18 protein-coding genes are annotated in these 19,749 nt (G+C 40.3%); 2 read left to right on the plus strand and 16 right to left on the minus strand.

Annotation, left to right across the window (positions count from 1 at the left end):
• Window positions 1-277: 277 nt before the first annotated feature.
• The 6 genes from BMX21_RS15100 to cysK form a co-directional block, all read right to left on the minus strand.
• A complete protein-coding gene (locus BMX21_RS15100) occupies window positions 278-832 on the minus strand; it encodes an ANTAR domain-containing response regulator (protein WP_092045624.1) in 555 nt (184 codons plus the stop codon).
• Window positions 833-835: 3 nt separating this feature from the next.
• Window positions 836-2,167: a type I glutamate--ammonia ligase gene (glnA, locus tag BMX21_RS15105; RefSeq protein ID WP_022753465.1), complete on the minus strand. Its 1,332-nt coding sequence runs from the start codon at window positions 2,165-2,167 to the stop codon at window positions 836-838.
• 141 nt (window positions 2,168-2,308) lie between these two features.
• A complete protein-coding gene (locus BMX21_RS15110; RefSeq protein WP_092045626.1) occupies window positions 2,309-3,196 on the minus strand; it encodes a MetQ/NlpA family ABC transporter substrate-binding protein in 888 nt (295 codons plus the stop codon).
• A 225-nt stretch (window positions 3,197-3,421) separates the two neighbouring features.
• A complete protein-coding gene (locus tag BMX21_RS15115) occupies window positions 3,422-4,099 on the minus strand; it encodes a methionine ABC transporter permease (protein ID WP_092045628.1) in 678 nt (225 codons plus the stop codon).
• A complete protein-coding gene (locus BMX21_RS15120) occupies window positions 4,099-5,124 on the minus strand; it encodes a methionine ABC transporter ATP-binding protein (protein ID WP_074755071.1) in 1,026 nt (341 codons plus the stop codon). Before BMX21_RS15120 ends, BMX21_RS15115 begins: the two co-directional genes overlap by 1 nt.
• A 154-nt stretch (window positions 5,125-5,278) precedes the next feature.
• Window positions 5,279-6,217, minus strand: coding sequence for a cysteine synthase A (gene cysK, locus BMX21_RS15125; protein ID WP_022753461.1), 939 nt, complete (start codon window positions 6,215-6,217; stop codon window positions 5,279-5,281).
• Between the two features lie 309 nt (window positions 6,218-6,526).
• On the opposite strand from cysK, the gene BMX21_RS19100 reads away from it, so the two are divergent.
• Window positions 6,527-7,153 carry a M48 family metallopeptidase gene (locus tag BMX21_RS19100; protein WP_110072907.1) on the plus strand — a complete coding sequence of 209 codons (627 nt, stop codon included), beginning with the start codon at window positions 6,527-6,529 and terminating at the stop codon, window positions 7,151-7,153.
• Window positions 7,154-7,247: 94 nt separating this feature from the next.
• Here BMX21_RS19100 and BMX21_RS15135 read toward each other — a convergent pair whose 3' ends face one another.
• The 8 genes from BMX21_RS15135 to BMX21_RS15170 all read right to left on the minus strand — a co-directional run bounded on the left by BMX21_RS15135 (window position 7,248) and on the right by BMX21_RS15170 (window position 15,842).
• Window positions 7,248-8,399: an ROK family transcriptional regulator gene (locus BMX21_RS15135; RefSeq protein ID WP_092045630.1), complete on the minus strand. Its 1,152-nt coding sequence runs from the start codon at window positions 8,397-8,399 to the stop codon at window positions 7,248-7,250.
• A gap of 31 nt (window positions 8,400-8,430) precedes the next feature.
• A complete protein-coding gene (locus BMX21_RS15140) occupies window positions 8,431-9,132 on the minus strand; it encodes an MgtC/SapB family protein (protein WP_022753458.1) in 702 nt (233 codons plus the stop codon).
• 94 nt (window positions 9,133-9,226) lie between these two features.
• Window positions 9,227-11,482, minus strand: coding sequence for an HD domain-containing phosphohydrolase (locus tag BMX21_RS15145; RefSeq protein WP_177174061.1), 2,256 nt, complete (start codon window positions 11,480-11,482; stop codon window positions 9,227-9,229).
• Window positions 11,483-11,594: 112 nt separating this feature from the next.
• Window positions 11,595-11,828, minus strand: a complete 234-nt coding sequence (locus tag BMX21_RS15150) for a hypothetical protein (RefSeq protein WP_022753456.1) — start codon at window positions 11,826-11,828, stop codon at window positions 11,595-11,597.
• Window positions 11,829-11,908: 80 nt separating this feature from the next.
• Entirely contained in the window at window positions 11,909-12,145 is a 237-nt protein-coding gene (locus BMX21_RS15155) for a hypothetical protein (protein ID WP_092045637.1), read from the minus strand.
• 76 nt (window positions 12,146-12,221) lie between these two features.
• Window positions 12,222-13,655, minus strand: a complete 1,434-nt coding sequence (locus BMX21_RS15160) for a Y-family DNA polymerase (protein WP_092045639.1) — start codon at window positions 13,653-13,655, stop codon at window positions 12,222-12,224.
• A gap of 93 nt (window positions 13,656-13,748) precedes the next feature.
• Window positions 13,749-14,915, minus strand: coding sequence for a PP-loop family protein (locus tag BMX21_RS15165; protein WP_022753453.1), 1,167 nt, complete (start codon window positions 14,913-14,915; stop codon window positions 13,749-13,751).
• Window positions 14,916-15,023: 108 nt separating this feature from the next.
• Window positions 15,024-15,842 carry a tRNA threonylcarbamoyladenosine dehydratase gene (locus tag BMX21_RS15170; protein WP_027205369.1) on the minus strand — a complete coding sequence of 273 codons (819 nt, stop codon included), beginning with the start codon at window positions 15,840-15,842 and terminating at the stop codon, window positions 15,024-15,026.
• Window positions 15,843-16,043: 201 nt separating this feature from the next.
• Between BMX21_RS15170 and BMX21_RS15175 the strand changes: the two genes are divergently transcribed.
• Entirely contained in the window at window positions 16,044-16,661 is a 618-nt protein-coding gene (locus BMX21_RS15175) for a TIGR01440 family protein (protein ID WP_092045641.1), read from the plus strand.
• Window positions 16,662-16,767: 106 nt separating this feature from the next.
• Here the strand turns inward: BMX21_RS15175 and BMX21_RS15180 are convergent, their stop codons facing one another.
• Together BMX21_RS15180 and BMX21_RS15185 are read right to left on the minus strand one after the other, a co-directional pair.
• Window positions 16,768-18,420, minus strand: coding sequence for a SulP family inorganic anion transporter (locus tag BMX21_RS15180; RefSeq protein ID WP_092045643.1), 1,653 nt, complete (start codon window positions 18,418-18,420; stop codon window positions 16,768-16,770).
• A 301-nt stretch (window positions 18,421-18,721) separates the two neighbouring features.
• On the minus strand, window positions 18,722-19,735 hold the full coding sequence (locus BMX21_RS15185) for a M14 family zinc carboxypeptidase (protein ID WP_092045645.1): 1,014 nt from the start codon (window positions 19,733-19,735) through the stop codon (window positions 18,722-18,724).
• Window positions 19,736-19,749 lie beyond the last annotated feature (14 nt).

Below are 19,749 nucleotides of genomic sequence, written 5' to 3' on the forward strand. Positions count from 1 at the left end.
TTAAACAAGGTACATGACCTTAAACAGTTTATATAATATCATAGAATTTCTAAATGTCACACTATTTGTTTGCAAATCCCTAATATTTTTTGAACAAAGGGTCAAAAAATATTTCGAGGCTCAAAAAAAACTGCATTGCTTTGAGATACACGGATGTATCTAGTACATGTCCAGAAATACATGGATGTATTTCTATGTACGGATACAAGGATGTATCTAGTACATGCTTAGAAATACAGGGATGTATTTCTATGTACGAAACAAAACAACACAGTTTTCATATACTATTAAGAGAAATGATCATCTCTGCTGCTTCTACAATACCTGTTCCCGAATCCATGGAACACTTCTGTAGATAATGATGTGCTTCCGGTTCAGTCATATGATGTCTGTCCATAAGAAGCTCTTTGGCCTTTTTAATAGTTTCAAGCTCTTTGTCAGAGCGTTTATTCTTTGCAGCATCTCTGGCTTTTCGTCTCTTTTTACTAACACCGTCAAGCATCATATTAAGAGTCGAGATCAAAGTATCCGTCTGTAAGGGAGTCTGAAGCGATATCACATTGTCCGCAAGATCTATCGATTCAAGCTTGGCAGGAGAAGCAATAAGCAGCATCTGAAAATAAGAGGGAAGATCCTCGGCAAGCTCTTGGCATATCATGTCACCTAGTCTGTATCCGCAGACTATAACACCATTGCCAAGATCTTCCATCGCCGATAGAGCCTGTGCTCCGGAATTACATACAGCTGCTACATTAAAGCCTCTTCGTACCAATATGTTTTTAAAATTCAGTGCATCTGTATCCTTAGCAAATGCAACAACAACATTGGCCATATATCAGTATTTCCCAAGATATTCGTTCATTTCCCACTGTGTTACACAACTTCTAAATCTCTTCCACTCACTTTCCTTTGCTTCAAGGAACTTAGCATATACATCATCTCCAAGGACTTTTTTAACAAGCGGATCTTTGGTAAAAGCTGTAATAGCCTGCCCGAGGGTCTGAGGAAGCGTATCAAAACGTTCTGCATTCTCATTATCATCAGCTTGCTGCATAGAAAGCTGCTTGGGCGGAAGCATTTCTTCTTCGATACCGTCAAGACCGGCTGCTATGCAAAGAGCAAGTGCAAGATAAGGATTACAGGTTGCGTCCGGATTTCTAAGCTCAATCCTGGTCTTGTTGCCTCTCTTATAAGGAATTCTTATAAGCGAAGTACGATTGGCACTTGAAGCTGTCCAAGTCATATTAACCGGTGCATCATAGCCCGGAACAAGACGCTTATATGAGTTGATCAAAGGATTGGTAACAAGGCTTATGCCTTCCATATGATCCAGAAGACCTGCAATAAATGAATATGCCTTTTTAGAAAGGCCAAGTTCATCACTGCTGTCTGTGAAGATATTAGTACCATCCTTATCAAAAGCAGAAAAGCTAATATGCATTCCGGAGCCGTTGACACCTTCTAAAGGCTTTGGCATAAATGTAGCATAATATCCATGTTTCTTGGCTATAGTCTTAACAGCCATCTTAAAAGTCTGTATCATATCTGCGATACGACCTGCTTCATCATTTTCAAAATCTATCTCATGCTGTGCAGGAGCAATCTCATGATGTGATGAAAGAATATTAAAATTCATATCTTCCAGGTTGAGAATGATATCACGTCTTACATTCTCCCCCATATCAGCAGGAGCCACATCAAAATATCCTGCAGTCTCCTTCGTTTCAGGAACAGGATTGCCTGAATCATCACATCCAAAAAGGAAGAATTCTATCTCGGGATTAACTTTAAAAGTTATCCCCATATCTTCAGCCTTTTGAAGAACACGTCTTAATATATTGCGAGGATCTCCCTCGAAAGGCTTTCTGTCAAGTGTGTATACATCGCAGAACATTCTGGCAACTTTGCCTGACTGTGGTCTCCAGGGATATATTTCAAAAGAGTCAAGATCCGGATATAGATACATCTCACTTTCATTTTTGCGAACGAATCCTTCTACAGCAGAACCGTCAAATGTAAGTTCTCTGTCAAGAGCCACTTCAAGCTGCGAAGGTGTGATCGCAATATTTTTGGGATTGCCAAATATATCACAGAACTGCAGTCTTATAAAAGCCACATCCTCATCTTCTACAATTCGAAAAATATCTTCTCTGGTATACTTAGTCATTTCTTCTTTCCTTTCTGACCGTTTACAGATATTAATAACAAAAAAGGCAAGGAGCACGAATAAACATCGGCGCCCTTGCCTTTATATTATGATACTATACCTATTTACTGCAATAATATCAAGTATGTTTTTTAATAATTATTATTTTCCTTCGTAAGGAACTACTGAACCTTCATACTGTTCTTCGATCCATGCCTTAACTTCATCAGACTTAAGAACTTCTACAAGTGCTACGATTCCAGGGTTTGATTCATTGCCTTCCTTAACTGCGATAACGTTAACATATTTCTCAGCAGCTTCTGAATCCTGTGACTCATATGCAAGAGCATCTGTAGCTACAGTAAATCCTGCTTCCATAGCATAGTTACCATTCATGACTGCATAGCTTACGCTGTCGATCTGATGAGGAACCTGCGCAGCCTCTACCTCAACGATCTTGAGGTTATAAGGATTCTCTGCAATATTGTTGACAGTAGCTGTAAGGCCTACTCCATCTTCAAGCTTGATAAGTTCATTTGCTTCAAGAAGGAGAAGTGCTCTTGCCTCGTTAGTTGTATCATTAGGAATAGCGATTGTATCTCCGTCAGCGATCTCATCAAGGCTCTTCTTGGTTCCGCCATAGATTCCAAATGGCTCATAGTGGATCCCGCCTGCATTTACAAGTGATGTTCCGTTCTGGTCATTGAAATCATTAAGATATGTAATGTGCTGGAAGTAGTTGGCATCAAATTCGCCCGCATCTACAACATTATTAGGCTGAACATAGTCTTCAAATACAGTAACTTCAACCTTGTATCCCTTAGCTGCAAGAGCGCTGGTTACGACTTCACTTTCAAGGATCTCAGCATGAGGTACGGCTGTAGCTGCTACAGTTATAACTTCAAGATCGCCGTCACCTTCCTTGGCAGCATCTTCTGTATTCTGAGTATTCTCAGCAGGCTCTGAATTAGATGCATCCTTGCTGCATCCTGTGATTGCAGATAATGCAAGTACTGATGTTAAAAGGGTTGCAAACAGTTTCTTTTTCATAATAAAGTCCTCCTCGTATGATAGATTTTTCTCCTCAGATACTTAAAGTGTATCAATCTATTCAAAGAGTATATACCACAAATCATAAACTTGTATATACCTTCAAAAAACAATACATGATCAAACATATAATGAGATAGGTGTCAAAAGTTCCTTTTGACATCCTTACATCATATATAATTTAGGAATTCATGACATCCAAATAATCATCCATGCAATTTCTCTTTACTTAGTGATCCTCTTGTCGAGAAGCTTACTAAGCCACATACCAAATCCCTGCATTACCTGAACCATTACTACAAGAAGTACTACTGTAATGATCATAACGCCTGTCTGATATCTGTAATAACCGTACTGGATAGCTACGTCACCAAGTCCGCCGCCACCTACAGATCCTGCCATAGCAGAATACCCCAGTATGGTTGCAAGTGCTATAGTTGCTCCTACTATCAGAGAAGATCTGGCTTCAGATACCATTACTTTCCATACTATAGTCCAGTTTGAAGCACCCATACTCTGAGCCGCCTCTATAACTCCATGATCAACTTCCATAAGAGAAGACTCAACCATTCTTGCGATAAATGGAGCTGCTGCAAATACAAGAGGTACTATAGTAGCTTCCGCACCCCAGGTCTTACCTACCATCATTTTAGTAATAGGCATTATGAGGATAAGCAGGATAAGGAACGGAATACTTCTTACTATATTAACTACAAAATCAAGAATTCCATATATTATCTTATTAGGTCTAAGTCCGTTATCTGATGTGATCACAAGACCTACACCTATAGGCACTCCTATAAGATAGGCAAAAGCAGTTGATACAAATACCATATATAAGGTAACTCCGGTATTTTGTGAAAGGAGTTTACCATACTCATTCCAAAATTCTACAATACTCATCAGTTCAAAGCCTCCTCAAATTCTTTCATAGAAGACAGTTCCTGCACTTCAAGCTTCCTGTCTTTGAGATACTGAATCATCTGATTTCTTAAAGATTCATCATCCGGAAGCTGTAAAACCATCTGTCCCTGTGCAATTCCGCCTATATCTCTTGTATTGGCGAACATGATATTAACAGGTGATGAGAATTTCAAGACCATGTTAGCTACAACAGGTTCATATGAGGAGTTCTCTGTAAATACTATTCTGACAAGGTGCTCGCCTTTCATCTCCGGTATCTCACCATTGCCTGATGAAAGCACAAGTCTCATAGCAGCCTCTGACTGCGGATTACTAAATACTTCTAACACATCTCCAACTTCAGCAACACGTCCCTTGTCAATAATTGCTACTCTGTTGCAGATCTCCTGAACTACAGACATTGAGTGAGTGATGATCACTATAGTAATGCCATGAGTTTCATTTATCTTCTTAAGAAGATTCAGCACCTCACCCGTAGTTTTAGGGTCAAGTGCACTTGTTGCTTCGTCACACAAAAGAATCCTCGGATCATTAGCAAGAGCTCTTGCAATAGCAACTCTTTGCTGCTGACCACCGGAAAGCTGCGCCGGATAAGCTGATGCCTTATCTTCAAGTCCGACTTCTTTAAGAAGCTCCATAGCCTTTTTCTTGTTAGGCTTTTTATTGATTCGCATAGGAAAAAGGACATTATCAAGCACTGTACTCTGCATTAGAAGATTGAAGTGCTGGAATATCATAGCTACGTCCGTTCTCTGCTTTCGAAGCTCTTTCTCAGTCATACCTCCAAGACTCTTACCATCAATAACGACATCGCCATCGGTAGGCTTTTCCAGAAAATTAAGACATCTGACAAGTGTAGACTTGCCCGCACCGCTCATGCCAATGATTCCGAATATATCACCTTTTTCAATATTAAGGCTTATATTCTTTAAAGCTTCTACGGAGCCTTCCTTGGTCTTAAATGTCTTACTGACATTCAAGACCTGTATTAAAGATTCTGACATAATTCATTCCATCCCTATCTATTATTTTTCAAGAGATCAGTTTTAAAATGATCCATTTTAAAACCCGAATTAATGTCTAAGGCTCCATCAATCCGAACCATCAGCCGCTCGTTTTACTCACGTCATGAGGCTATAACGAATCATATCTCTTGAATTATTTTGCTGCAAAAAGAGGTGTAGAAAGGTATCTGTCTCCTGAATCAGGAAGAAGAACCACGATGTTCTTACCTTTAGCTTCAGGTCTTGATGCAACCTGCTGTGCTGCCCATAAAGCCGCACCTGAAGAAATACCTACCATGATACCTTCTGTTTTAGCAAAAGCTCTGCCTGTTTCGAAAGCGTTCTCATTAGGTACTCTGATTATCTCATCAAAGATCTCTGTATTAAGAACAGAAGGAACAAAGCCTGCTCCGATACCCTGGATCTTGTGAGGTCCGGGCTTCTCACCTGAAAGAACAGCTGATGTATCAGGCTCAACAGCAATGATCTTGATATCAGGATTCTTGCTCTTTAAGAACTCACCAACACCTGTAAGTGTTCCACCTGTACCAACACCTGCTACAAAATAATCAACCTGTCCGTCTGTATCTTCCCAGATCTCAGGTCCTGTAGTAGTTCTATGAGCTGTAGCATTGGCCGGATTATCAAACTGAGCAAGGATAATAGAATTCGGAATCTCCTTGTGAAGTTCCTCAGCCTTAGCGATAGCACCCTTCATACCCTGAACGCCATCTGTAAGTACAAGCTCAGCGCCATATGCCTGAAGGATAGTACGTCTTTCTACACTCATTGTATCCGGAAGTGTAAGGATAGCTCTGTATCCCCTTGCTGCTGCTACAGAAGCAATACCGATACCGGTATTACCTGATGTAGGTTCGATGATAGTTGCCCCGGGTTTGATCTTACCGCTTTTTTCAGCATCTACTATCATAGCATATGCTACACGATCTTTCACGCTTCCTGCAGGATTGAGATATTCAAGTTTTGCAATGATCTTTGCATCCTTGATATTCTCGCTGTTCTGATAATTAACAAGCTCAAGAAGAGGTGTGTGTCCTATAAGTTCTGTTGCAGATTTCTTGATGTTAGCCATAATACTATTCTCCCTTCGATCGTCATTTATTTAATATTTTTGTTTTCATACTATTCATACTTTTTCAGTAGGATTATGAAAAAATAATACTCTTCCCTTCCTTTGATGTCAATACTGTTTTTAACTATTTTTTCATTTCTGAATTATTCCCGCAATCTTCCTGTATTTTTCAGCATCTTATACCGATGTTATTCGTTCTTCATAAAGATTTGCAAAAGTCAAGCCTTAACCTATTTTTTCATTATGCTATACTACTTGCAGGGAGATTATCATTACATATAGTGAGGAGTTTCAAAGGGTTATTGGGATATGAAAAATAATAGTGAGGCAGCTGTAACCAAGTATATCAATTACTCTGACAGATCCGGCCATCACAGCCTTCCTGTAAGTGTGATCCGCTCTAAGAGGAAGACCGGCTCAGTGATCGTCAACGCAGATGGAAGTGCAGAGCTTAGAATACCACTTCGTACCAGTGATTCTACTATCAATGATATGCTTGAAGGACGTGCAAGATGGATTGTAGAGAAGCACAAAGAGATGAAAGTCAAGGAAGAAGCTCTTAAGAAGCATATGCCGGAGCTTACCGATACTCAACGTGCTCTCCTTGAAAAAAGATATAAAAAGAACGCTTCAGAATATTTTCCTCTTCGTGTTCAACATTTTGAAAAGATCATGGGTGTTCATCACAAGAAGATCGCCATAAGAGATCAAAAGACCAGATGGGGCTCCTGCTCTACAAGCGGAACCTTATCTTTCAACTGGAGACTTATCATGGCTCCTCCGGAAGTTCTTGACTATGTAGTGGTTCATGAACTGGCTCACTTTACGCATATGGACCACTCCAAAGCTTTCTGGTCTACTGTCGAAAGTGTTATGCCTGATTATGAGAAACATCGTAAGTGGCTAAACGACCATGGTCAGGAACTTAGAATCTGAATATGCCAACTACGTGTGCCTTATGGTGCACCGACTATAAAGCCCTGCGGCAATTGTCGCAGGGCTTTTATAATGCAGATAAAACTGTTAATAACTAAAACTTCAAACCAAATACCGCTCTATGCAAGAATTCCGCAACAGGTCCCAGATATTCTTCTTTGTCATAGAGTTTTGTGAATATAAGCCTATCGTTCTTAAAAGACGGATCGATCAAGATCATACTCTGTTTTAATTTGTTTCTTACAAGCTCATCCTTGAATAATGGTCCACACAGAATTATTTTCTCAGGCGCTGCAAGTTCGCAGGCATTCACAAGGGCAAGGGCAAAAAGTGAAATAACTTCCTCAAGCTCTTTTTTCTGCTTTTCGTCTCCTTTTTCAAAAGCACCTGCAAAATCCTCCGGTTCAAAAGGAATAATGCTATTTAGCTTCTTATAAGAAGCCCTTGTTTCAAGACAGCCTCTTTTGCCACAACTACATATATCTCCCTGTGGATCGACTATCATATGACCTATCTCTGCTGTCTTACGCTCTTTATTACCATATACATTGCCATCTATGACTATCGCTCCGCCAACGCCCTGCCCCCATTTGACGATAAGAAGATTATCTTTGTATCTTCCGTCTCCAAATAAGAGTTCTGCTCTTGCAAAGGCATTGACATCATTTTGAATTATAACCGGCATGCCAAGCTCTTTGGCTAGGATCTGTTTTACTAAAACGCTTTGTTCCCAAACTCCGTACGCCCTTACAGCTATTCCATTCTCAATATCAACTACACCGGGAATCCCAACGCTAGCTCCCTTTATCTTGTTCCTGATCGGCTCCTTGACACCATCCGAAAGCTTGACACAAGCATTAGCAATTACCTTTAGATATTGTTCCGGCGTAGCCTTGTTATCTGTAGGTATATGTGTCATTGCTGCCACATCGCCATTTATATCAGTTATAGCTATAGACGATTCTATGCGGCCTATATTGATCGAATATAAATATATATTCTCATAGTTCATGGAAAGAAGTACTTTTCTTCTTCCGGCGCCTTTTTGCTTGCCGCTTGTACCCACTTCTACTATGATCTCATCTCTGATAAGGGGACTTATTATCTGAGTTACTGCAGCAGGTGTAAGGCCGCATTCAGATGCTATATCAACTCTTGATGCCGTCTTGTGCTCACATATGTACTTGATGATCATAGCCCTGTTATAAGACTTGACCTGTTCCATGTTGATTCCTGACTGATGCATATACTCTCTCCCATATTAGTATGATATTGTTTCAGAGTTCCTCAACAAAACTTATGTACTCATATTCTCTTAAATTATCTATAAAAGCGGGTCTGTCTTTGATATTGCTAACGCCGACTCTCACTATAGCGATAGGTCCCTGCCCTTTTATATCACTTTTATTGACGCTAAGTTCATAGATACTTATATCTTTTTTATGCATATCATCTATAAAGGATCTTACACTTTTAGTATTCTCAAATTCAATATATAATTCAAAGTTCTTGGCATACATATGAATCTTATTGTCTACAAGATTCAAAATTTTCAGAGTGAAAATAATAAATAAAAGAGCGATAGTAGCTCCTTCTATAAAACCCATACCGGCTGCAAGGCCCACACAGGCGCATACCCACAACCCCGCTGCAGTTGTAAGTCCTCTAACCTGATTCTTACCTGTTATGAGGATGGTACCTACTCCAAGAAAACCCACACCGCTTATTACCTGGGCGCCAAGTCTGTTGATATCTCCGGCTACTCCCTGAAACATGATGCTTACATATTGGCTGGTAGTACTGACCATGCAGGCTCCAAGGCATACAAGAACATGTGTCTTGATACCTGCTGACCTGTTCTTCATCTCTCTGTCTATTCCTACAACAGTACCAACTATAGTTACAAATATAAATCTTATTGTAATACCAAGCAAAGAAAATCCATGTACAATATCAAGAAATTGTGTCACATAAGCCATATATCCAGTCTCCATAGAACTATATTGATCAATTCAGAATACTCCATACATCATGATATGGATATTACCTGAATGTAGATCTGTAATAAAAGTATCACCACCATAGCACATCTTCGTACGACTCTTCATCAACATCAAGCATTCCTTCATGGACCAGTTCTATGAAGGCCTCTGCTATATTTGGATTGAACTGAGTTCCTTCTCCTTTTCTGATCTCTTCAAGGCAATCCTCAAGTTTCATCCTCTTTCTGTAAGGCCTTGTCGAATACATAGCATCAAAAGCATCTGCAACGGATATGATCTGTGCTATCTTCGGAATCTCATCTCCCTTAAGGCCTTCCGGATAACCGGTCCCGTCATATTTCTCATGATGGTAACCTGCTCCAAGAGATATCTCCGGAAACGCATCTATCTCCTGAAGGATCTCCATTCCAAGGCTTGCGTGCTCTTTGACAATCGAATACTCCTTATCATCAAGCGGATTGGGCTTATGAAGGATCCTGCTAGGCACAGCTATCTTGCCTATATCATGAAGAAGAGCTACGTTGTAGACTTTCTGGCAAAGAGCCTTGCTGTATCCGATCTTGGATGCAAGTTTTCTGGAATAATCTGCAACTCTGAAGGAGTGTCCGCTAGTATATTCATCTTTTTTATCGATCATCTTGGCAAAAGCCATGATCATCTGATCGAATATTTTCTGAATAGATGCCCTTTGATTTTTCTCTTCTTCGATCTTCTGCTGATACCCTAGTACAAGGATAAAAAGGATCACAAGGAATGCAACGATCAGGAATGTTACACCAATCTCGGAATTGTCTTTCAAAAAATCCTTAACTGTATATGAATAAAGCTTGTCAGTATAATGTGATGCCATGTTAAGAACATAGTCTTCATCAATTACGCTAAGGCCTCTGTTTATAAGCTTTAAAAGCCCCTTATTACCAATCTCAATACCAAAGCATATCTCATCCCTTTGACCTAGCTTAATAGCTGAAAGATCGTGGTATTTACTATTCTTTAGTATGTCATATGCACGAAGGCCGTTCAACACTGTGCCATCAGCTTCGCCGTTTACAACAGCGTCAAGGCATTCATAAACCGAGTCATAATACCTTAGCTTGGCATCCGGTAATACCGCCATTATATAATAATACTGAAGACCACAGTTTTTATTGACTGCGATCACTTTATCCAAATCCTCATCATAAGTAGTGCTATAGACCAGTTCATTTACTGTTGATAGTACGGTACTTGACTGATATATACCATTTTCTTCGGAATAAAAAAGACTTCCTTCTACAGGAAAAGCCAGATCTATAACCTGCTTATCCATAGCCTGTATCATGTCATAATAGGATCTGAACCCATGATAATTGACAGTAACTCCGGTGATATTAAGATCACTTAGTATCTGTGGTATCATGTCCTTCACAAGGCCCGTAACATTACCATCTTCATCCGTATCACAGTAAGGAAGCAGGTCTTCCAGATATCCAACATCAAGAGTATCATTGTCAATAAGCCACTCTTTTTCAGAATCAGAGAAGGCAAGACTTGAAATACTTCCCGAATAGTACCTGTTACGAAGATTGGTTATATAATTAGGTTCCTCATTGGCAAGCATTGTCTGTGCACTATTGAGCTCTAGCAGTAGATCCTGCCTTTGGATATTAACGCACAGATAAAAATCAGACGATCCAAATGTACACAATACAACAGAGTTTTCTCTACTGTATGCACCATTACCTTCAACTGCTATTATCTCTAGTTCATCGTTGTCAAAGTCTTCAAACAAAGAAACATAGTCATCATATAAAACTATATCAGCACTAACATTCTGCTCTTTTAGATAATCACGAAGAGCATCGACCAACACGCTGTCCAGTACTCCGATACTTCTGCCTTCGAACGATACCGGGTCTGATGTGATGCTGTTATCTGTATCATGTTTTATAAGATTATATAATCCGCTCCCCATAGGCGCATCCGGATAACCTATGATATCTTTCCTGTCGTCAGTCATTGCAAGACCTGCAAGAAGATCTATCTCACCATCTATAAGCATATTATAAAGATCCGCATACGTCCCATATACATACTCATATTCCCATCCGGTGTACTCAGACAACTTGCGATAATATTCGTAGGCATAGCCGGATTTGACAGAGCCTTCCTTAGCTCCTTCCTGAAATATCTCATTCTCATAATAGCCTACACGAACCGGTTTATCATTTGCATATACACGATTATTTGTCCCAAGCCCCAAGCTGATACTGCAGATTATCAGAATCCCCAAAAGTATCCTTTTGTGATCCCATGACATATGATTCCTATCTCTTAAAGAAAACAATCAGAACCCCCCTAGCGCTTTACCTCCTTGTAAGCGCTTACAATCAATTGTTGCATGATTTTTGCTTTGTATATATCAATTCACATGATAGTCCCAAAACAAAAATAAAAAATTATTCTCTTATATTCTTGAGCATATCTACGGTTTCTATATCTTCTCTTGTAAGCTTTATATTAGAAATATACTCTCCGCCTTCCGGATCTGTAACCTTGATCTCTATAACAGTTCCTTCTCTTATAGCTCCCTGAGTTACGCTTCCAATAAAAGCCTGAAATTTAGGATGCTGCGTCCTGAATATATTAAACCTTTGCATAAGTTTCATCATGATTGCCGGATTCATTCCCATAATTTTTTAGTTCTCCTTAAAATGTGTATTAATATCTATAATTATCAAAGCAGTCCTTATTATCAGTTATTTTTTATATCTTAATCGTCAATATTCTCCATATGCTCCCCAAAAAGCTCCAGGTCTTTGACGAACTGATCCCTGGCACTCTCAACTGTATCCTCATAGCCTGTGAGAGCAGCAAAGGGCGAAAACTGCGCAGCTCTCTTCATCTTGTCCATAGCAGGATGCTTTAGTGACACAGGGCGCTGCGCATCTATTATATCAGAATATTTTTTTATTGTTAGTTTTTCTTTTTCAGTAAGTTCATTATCCATAAAATGCTTCTTTCTAAAGAAAACAATAAAATCTCATATATCCCGCTCTATTGGTATGTACCTGTCATCTCATATATCAGGCTTTATGACCGCCTATCTGAGAGTTTCTTGCAATTGTCTGCGCACCCTCTTCAAGGTTCATGCCCTTTAGAATAGCGTTTTTACCATACTTTTTCTTGATGGCAAGGACTGCTTCCTGAGCACGTCTTTCTCTTTCGCGGATCTTTTTTTCTTTGGCTCTTTCTTCTTCAACGGCCTTATAGTCTGTAAAAAGATCCATCTGCTCATAGGAATCTTCCTGTAACAGATCCTTCTCATCCTTGAGATGGTTAGCAGTAACATTGATACGTCTTACGAGAAGATCCTTATTGACAATCCTGTCGTATAAAGCCATAACAGCGTCCATGATCTTGGCCGTAGAAGATGTAAACTCCTGCATATTAGCGCTTCCGTGAGCATGTTCAGGGATCGTCCTTCCCAGATAGTCCGTTGTAACAGCTCCCTTGTACTTCTTCCGAATATCGGGATCGGTAAGATTACTGATATCGTATCCTATAGTCAGTACTATCTGGTCGGTAACGAGCTTCTTGTCTACAAGATCCAGCACCAGAAGATCTGTCATCTCCCTTACTATGAGCCTGCCTCCTGCAAAATCATATGGACAATGAAGGACCTGACCTGATGACACTGAGTTATTCTCTGGTTTATATGCCTTGATCTCTTCTATAGTAGCCGGTTCAATGCCAAAAGCATGATCTATCAAAAGCTCTGCATTTATACCAAAAAGCTTGTACAAGATCTCCTCATCTTGAAGTGCGCATCTGGCTACATCTCCCATGGTGTACATTCCATGAGCTTCAAGCTTTCTGGCATACCCTCTTCCTATGCGCCAGAAATCAGTAAGCGGTTTATGATCCCAAAGTTTATATCTATAACTCTTCTCATCAAGCTCTGCTATCCTGACTCCGTCCTTGTCAGCAGGGATATGCTTGGCAACTATGTCCATTGCCACCTTGCACAGGTACATGTTGGTTCCTATACCGGCTGTTGCCGTAATACCAGTCTCTTTAAGGACATCCCTTACCATAGTCATGGCAAGTTCATGAGCTGTCATCTTATAGGTCCTAAGATAGCCTGTGACATCCATGAACACCTCATCTATAGAATATACATGTATGTCCTCGGGCGCTATATACTTAAGATATATACTGTATATTCTGGCACTATAGTCCATATACAGCTGCATTCTAGGTGTAGCTACAATATAATCTATCTTTTTTCCTGTTGACCTTTGAATCTGACTTACCTTCTGTTCTACTTCAAAAAGGCGGGCGCGTCCAGGAATCCCATAAGCCTTAAGTGCCGGAGATACCGCAAGACATATAGTCTTACTGGTTCTGGACGAGTCTGCCACGACCAGCCTGGCCATAAGAGGATTAAGCCCCCTCTCCTGACACTCAACAGAAGCATAAAAAGATTTAAGATCTATTGCAATGTAAGTTCTCTCCATGCTATCTCCATGTTGTTTCCATGCAAAGATTGCCTTGGTATTACCAAATATATATACATTCTTTATATGCTATACAGAAAAAAATGCGTCTTTTCATTTATTATCATAGTCATCAAGGAAACTGTGTCTTGCGCCATCAGGAGTCTTATATCCCATGATCGCATTGATATGTACATTCTCTACGCTCTTAAAGATATTGCTCTCAATATATGGACTCTTTGTCCTAAGTTCCTTAATAAGACCTTTGATCTCACCGCGTTTGGAACCTTGCTCTGTTCCGCCGCAGCTGGCGCAGCTCTCTGTAAGCCTGCATGCACACTGGATGAAATGAAGTCCATTGTAGTCACGCCACTTTATAATATCCTCTTCTCTTATAAGATAAAGAGGTCTTATAAGCTCCATACCTTCAAAGTTGGTAGCGTGAAGCTTGGGCATCATAGTCTGAACCTGTCCGGAATAGAGCATTCCCATAAGGATTGTCTCTATTACATCATCATAATGATGACCAAGTGCTATCTTATTACATCCAAGCTCCCTTGCTTTCTGATACAAAGCGCCTCTTCTCATGCGAGCGCACAGATAACAGGGGCTTCCTGCCTTGGCTATATCATCCTTAGCAACAATATTATATATGTCAGAACGAAATACAGTAATAGGAACCTGCATAAGTTTTGCATTATTAAGAATCGTCTGATAGTTTATATCATTGTATCCGGGATTCATTACAAGATATACTACTTCAAAATTCTGCTTGCCATGTCTGTGAAGCTCCTGAAAGAGCTTGGCCATAAGCATGGAATCCTTGCCACCGGAGATGCACACAGCTATCCTGTCACCATCCTGTATAAGGTCATATATATTGATTGCCTTGGTGAACTGACTCCAGATATCTTTTCTGAACTTCTTGATAATGCTATGCTCTATATCCTTGCAGCGCTTATCGGATGCTTCGCCGTCCTTCATGAACATTTCAAGCTTTATTCGAAGCCATGAATAATAGCCGCCTTCGACGCTGTATATCTCATATCCTTCTTCAGAAAGGATATCTGCTATATCTTCAGAGTTGCGTCCTGAATAACACAAAAGATAAATAGGCCTATCCTTGGGAAGCTCATCCTTATGCTCCATAAAATCTTCCCAGAATATGTTGATGGCATCAGGATATGTTTCCTTGTCAAAGTCATCCTTTTTTCTAACATCGACAACAAGCTTATTTCTGGTATCCAGAAGCATCTCTTCGATTGTAATGGTACTACTCATAAAACCAAAAACCTTTCATAAAAAGCCGCAAAAAACTCATTTACCTTGTATTCTATAATCTGAAAAGCGGCATTTCAGATTTTTTTGCATAATAGCTGTACTATTATATCAACTTTTATCCGATAGGTCACGAATAACTTCGCCGGCGATGATAAGACCGCAAACAGATGGCACAAAAGCTATAGATCCCGGGGTTCTACGCCTTCTTCCGGTACCCTCAGCACCTGTTCCCACGGGTTCTTCTTTGGAATAGACCACCTTAAGCTTCCTGATACCTCTTTTTTTAAGTTCTCTTCTCATAACTCTTGCAAGAGGATCCACTGATGTCTTATAGATATCAGATACTTCAAATGCGCTAGGATCAAGCTTATTGCCGGCGCCCATGGAGCTTATAATAGGTGTTCCTGCTTCGCTGCACTCTACTATAAGTCCTATCTTGCCTGTTACTGTATCTATGGCATCAACAACATAATCATAAGTGGCAAAATCAAACTTCTCTCCTGTTATCTTCTTATCTGTATCATCAGAAGCATTTCCATTTTCTGTTTGACCTTTGTTTCTATCTGTATCAGATGCATTTGCAGAAACGCTAAGCTGCTTCATGCTTCTGGCTTCAGGCGGAAGATAGAAAGTCTTATGAACATTAACGATGCAATCCGGGTTGATATCCCTGATTCTGTCTGCCATGACATCTACCTTGTATCTGCCTATTGTGGAATTAAGCGCAATTATCTGCCTGTTAAGGTTGGTATAGCAGACTCTGTCATTGTCTATCAGATCGATCTGACCTATTCCGCTTCTTGCAAGCGCTTCACATACATAGCCGCCCACGCCGCCTACGCCAAATACCGCTACGCGGCATTCTGAAAGTCTTTTCATGGACTCATCACCAAGAAGTATTTTTGTTCTTTCAAATTTATCTATCATGATCATTCCCTTCGTTTAAAGACTAGATATAACTTAAATATTATCAAATTCCCCGCACTCCTGCATCTGCTGCGAGCTGGTCTTGTGCAAAATACCAAAACTGGATATTATAATAGTTCCAGTTTATAGTATCATAAGTCACAAGGTTATATGCGCAATAATGAATACATTTTTGACTTTTGGGAAAGAAGGATGATTTTAATGACTAACAAAGAAGATGTTTACAGAAATACGACACTTGACCTTGATAAAATAGCTTCTCAGGCAAGAGCTTGTATCAATGAAATCGTAGAAGCTTCAGGTATAAGTAAAGGGCAGGTATTCGTAGTAGGATGCTCTACCAGCGAAATCTGCGGAGATATGATAGGCTCCAATTCAAGTCTTGAAGTTGCCAAGGCAGTCTTTGGCGCAATATATGATGAGCTAAACCAAAAGGGGATCTATCTTGCATCCCAGTGCTGTGAACACCTTAACAGGGCTATTATTGTAGAAAAAGAGTGCGCAGTTTCTATTGGTATGAAGAACCATATTGCATGCGTAGTTCCGCAGCCCAAGGCCGGTGGCTCTTTTGCTACCTGTGCTTATTATACCTTCAAGGAGCCTGTTGCTCTTGAAGAGATTCAGGCAGATGCCGGAATCGATATAGGCGGAACCCTTATAGGAATGAATCTAAAAAGGGTCGCTGTGCCTGTAAAGCTTACTAATAACAAAATAGGAAGTGCCAATGTCCTTGCAGCAAGGACAAGGCCCAGATACATCGGCGGCGAAAGAGCTATCTACGAATCCGATGAAGACATGAAAAAGCGAATACTTGGATAATCGACCATTACCGGTAGCCAAAATAGCCCCTGGTGACGGAGTCGAGGAACCATCAGAAACTTTGTTTTTGGTGGTTCCTTGACTCCGCCCCCAGGGGCTATCGAGGTTATTTGATCAGCTGCGCTGCTCTTTCAAGTGAAGCATCGATATTGTTGCAGAAGTTCTCTTCTCCAACCTTGGCAATGAATCCGGCCTTATCCATTGTATGTCTTGGCTGTTCATTGACATGTGAGAATATGACTGTTGTTCCGCCTGATGTGATCTTATCATAGGTCTGCTCGAGAGCTCTCATAGCTGTAGCATCAAGTGCAGGTACACCTCTCATACGGATGATAAGACATTTGGTTGATTCCTTAACAGTTATGTCTGCAAGCATATCAGATACGCCGAAGAACATAGGACCGCTTATTTCGTATACGCTTACAGCCTTTGGTACTTCACGAAGTCTTATGGCGTCAGCGTCATGCTCTTCATCATCAACATATTTCCAGCTTCTTACTTCAGACTCTTCACTCATTCTCTTAACGAACAGAAGACCTGATATAAGCATACCGATCTCAATAGCAACAACAAGATCGAATACTACAGTAAGTACGAATGTCAGGACCAGAACTATGATATCGCTCTTAGGTGCTGTCTTTACAAGGTGAAGGAAAGCTCTGTACTGACACATATTGTAGGCAACCATGAAAAGTATAGCTGCAATAGTAGGCATAGGTATAAGTGCCGCATAAGGCATAAGTACTACAAGAACAAGTACAAGAACTATAGCGTGAACCATTCCGGCTACAGGTGTCTTACCACCGTTTTTAACATTGGCTGCTGTTCTTGCGATAGCTCCTGTTGCAGGGATTCCTCCAAAGAGTGCTGATCCTATGTTACCAACACCCTGAGCTACAAGTTCCATATTGGATCTATGCTTAGAGCCTATCATACCATCAGCAACAACACATGACAGAAGTGACTCTATCGCTGCAAGTATAGCAATTGTAAATGCATCCGGGAGTATATTTTTAATAGATGCAAGAGAGAACTGAGGCATTGTAAAAGAAGGAAGTCCTGAACTTATAGTATACAGATCTCCTATGGTATTAACCTTCATACCAAATCCCTTGACCATGATCACGCCTACGATAACAGCTATTAAAGATCCCGGGATTACCTTATTGATATAAGGCCATACGATCAGAACCACCAGACATACGATACCAACTATAAGCGCCTGAATATTAACAGTTCCTATATTAGAAACGATAGCTCCAATCTTGTCTACAGTTTCTACAGTCACAGTTCCCTTAGGATATGTAAGTCCCAGAAAATCCTTGATCTGTCCGATCACGATAGTAACTGCGATTCCGGCTGTGAATCCTGTTGTAATAGTATATGGAATGAACTTGATAAGACTTCCAAGTTTTAATAGACCCATGATGACAAGTATGATACCTGCAAGCACTGTAGCAAGAGCAAGGCCCGACATGCCTTCTCTTTGGACTATACCTGCTACTATTGTTGCAAATGCAGCTGTAGGACCTGCTATCTGAACTCTGCTACCGCCAAGAAATGAAATAAGGAATCCTGCGATAACGGCAGTATAGATGCCCTGTTCAGGACCAACTCCCGAAGCAAGTGCAAGTGCGATAGACAAAGGAAGTGCAATAATAGCAACAATGATACCTGCAACAACATCCTTAACAAACTGCGCTTTATTATAATCTTTGAGCGTAGTGAACAGCATAGGTTTTAAAGCATCGTTTTTCATGGTTCTTATCCCCTTTTTATAATTAAAATCTCTTCGAAATAAAGATCCTTTCATGTCACAAAAACATAAGCTAGAAAATTTTACCGCCATTTTACGCACTTTACAATGATCACTTTATATAATTTTATTCTTTATTTTCGAGAATTTTAATAATTAATACCATAAAACAATAATAGCAGCTTCGACTACAAGATAAGTCTCAGCTGCTATTATCAGCATATGTGTTATATTAAAAATTCAAAAAGTCCAGAACATCTATTTAATGGACACGAAAAGGAGTTCAAAGATCAAGCAAAAAAGATTAATTCGAAGCCTCATTGGCAAAGAGGCTTGCAACATTCTTCCAACTGTAAAGATTCCTTGAGTAGAATCCTGCAACCTGATCCGCACCTGCCGGAGGAAGAGTCGTGCCACACTCTATAGTACATCCCGGAACGCCGCACATGATCTGAGCATAGTCTGCAAATGAACCATTTGGATGCGTATCAGACAGATCCACATCAATCCTATATCCGGTAGAGTTGTGAACCGTTGCAGCTATAAGCTGTGACATAGCAAACATTTCAGGGCTACATGTAGGTGCATAGAAATAGATAAGATTCCCTCTCATATGATAAGCAAGATAACAGTCAAAGCTATTCTCTGAAAGGAGCTGCTCCAAAATCGTAGTCTCAACTTCTGATGAAGGAGCTATTCCTTCATAAAAGGCATAAGAATTGGAAGGCATCCTGGTTTCTGCAAGTCCAAAACCAATCGGGAAATTGCGATTGATGTCAACTCCATTAGCATTGGACTTCCAGGCACTATAATGACCTATGAAGCCTATAAAAGCCTGATAATTAGCATCAGATGCTGCAATAGCGCCGCTCTGAGCTATAGAGACGCCGTCAGGATTGACCATGGGCACTATGGTAAAACAGGTTGTAGATAGAAGCTCTTTTTCATTAGCTGCGTAATACTCTGCCATCTTCATGACAAGAGGTGTTACATAATACTCCCTTCCATGGATTGAAGCATGCACCAGAATCTGTCTGGGAGCACTCGGATTACCAAGTCTAAGCACGAGTATCTGGTGTCCAAGAGCAGTCTGCGCCCTAAGTTCATAGCTGACAACATCCGGATAATACGTGCTAAGTGCCTGCGCATCAAGAAGCATACGCTCATAGGTATAAATCCCTTCAAAGGACACTATTTCAGGAGCACCTTCTGCTGATGAATCTATAGTATTGGTATATACAAGCGATACTGCGATCACAAGTACCATCATCATAGCGATTCTTAGAAGTATACTATTACTGCCTAAAACTTTTTTCAAAATAAACACCTTCT

Origin of the sequence: Butyrivibrio sp. TB (assembly GCF_900110805.1) — a bacterium.
GTDB classification, from domain to species: domain Bacteria; phylum Bacillota; class Clostridia; order Lachnospirales; family Lachnospiraceae; genus Butyrivibrio; species Butyrivibrio fibrisolvens_C.